This is a genomic window from Rhodococcus sp. C3V, assembly GCF_029269915.1.
In the GTDB taxonomy this organism is placed as follows: domain Bacteria; phylum Actinomycetota; class Actinomycetes; order Mycobacteriales; family Mycobacteriaceae; genus Rhodococcus_F; species Rhodococcus_F qingshengii.
This window is the reverse complement of record NZ_JARJBE010000052.1, coordinates 1-1,261: the sequence shown is the minus strand read 5'-3', so window position 1 is coordinate 1,261 and position 1,261 is coordinate 1. Positions and strand designations below refer to the sequence as shown.

Below are 1,261 nucleotides of genomic sequence, written 5' to 3'. Positions count from 1 at the left end.
AGGTCGAACGGTACAACCGCATCCTCGCCGAAGAGTTGCTCTACTCGCGAATACACCAGCGAGCGGCAACGGCGCACCACGATCGAAGTCTGGAACGTTCACTACAATTACCACCGACCGCATTCAGCACGCGGAGGACGACCGCCCGCCGCTTACCGCCGGCACCGCGTCGCCAACGTCCGTTCCTCCTACAACTAGCCCGAAACTGGCTCACGGGGCAACGTGGGTAATATCTTCGGGAACGAGTGGTAAAGACCGTGTTTCGCTTGTGTGAGGCTGGTCGTCGCGAATTCCGAATCGGTGGCACCGAACAGCTGAGCGGCTTTGCTCTAGCAGGGTATCGATTAGTTTGCTCCGAATTCACAGGCTGAATATCGACTGGTTGGTTTGTCGGTTTGGTCACAGGTGCAATGTTTAACTACCGGTCGTTCGACCTTTGCGCTAGCTTTCATTTAGTTAATAATCTACCGAGGAGTCTGTCATGGGATCTTTCGACACCGCATCGCCCAGCGCTGGATCGCTCGAGGATCTGAACCTCGGCAACATCAGTGAACTGCTTAAGCTCGGCATCACTGCAGTATCCTTCATTTCCGCCCTGAACTCGCTCAGTTGAGCGCCGTTTCGAGTTGATGTGACGACGCACTGCGAGCTGGACTCGGCATGAAAATGATCCCGGGATCTGGAGCTGAACCGACCGAGCTGGCTGCCAGTGCAATGTGTAGCTACAGGTCAGGCATGTAGAGCGACAGTCGGTCTCGACTTTTCTGGCAAGTCTCGCGAGAGCAGAATTCTCCGGACGGGGTCTTGGTGAACGGGTTCGCTGGTGAGTCTGATTGTTGAGTTACCTCGGCGGAAACTGGGATCGGCAGGAAGTTCCATGCAGAGTCTGAACTCTGTCGACGGATTCTCTGTAGCGCTCGCTGTGGTTTGCCTGTCGACGAACCGGCGGGTTGTGTAGAGGGTGAGATTCAGCCGTCCCGCACCGTGTGGTCACTGCCTTCGTGCCTACTGCGCGGTTGCGAATTATGCAATGGAGCAACATGTTTTCCAGCAAGCCGGTGTCAGGATCACAATTCCCATAAGTGGTGGAAAATTCTCTGTCTTTTACTTTTGCATTGCCATTTGTGGGCAAAACAGTTGTTTCCCGATTCTCTCCGTAGTCTGTCGCCGACCTCTCGTCCGGCGCGAGATCGATTGTCTGTGTGTTGAACGAAAGGTGTTCGTCATGCGTAACCGTGTCTTCCCACGCCGTGCCGGGGAG

1 protein-coding gene and 1 pseudogene are annotated in these 1,261 nt (G+C 55.2%); both read left to right on the top strand.

The annotated features are described in order from the left end of the window. Positions 1–198: pseudogene (locus P3G66_RS31740) on the top strand (integrase core domain-containing protein); the annotation flags it as partial. A gap of 283 nt (positions 199–481) precedes the next feature. Then, positions 482–613 (top strand): hypothetical protein, encoded by a 132-nt coding sequence (locus tag P3G66_RS31735; protein ID WP_276117878.1) that lies wholly within the window; start codon positions 482–484, stop codon positions 611–613. Positions 614–1,261: the final 648 nt, after the last annotated feature.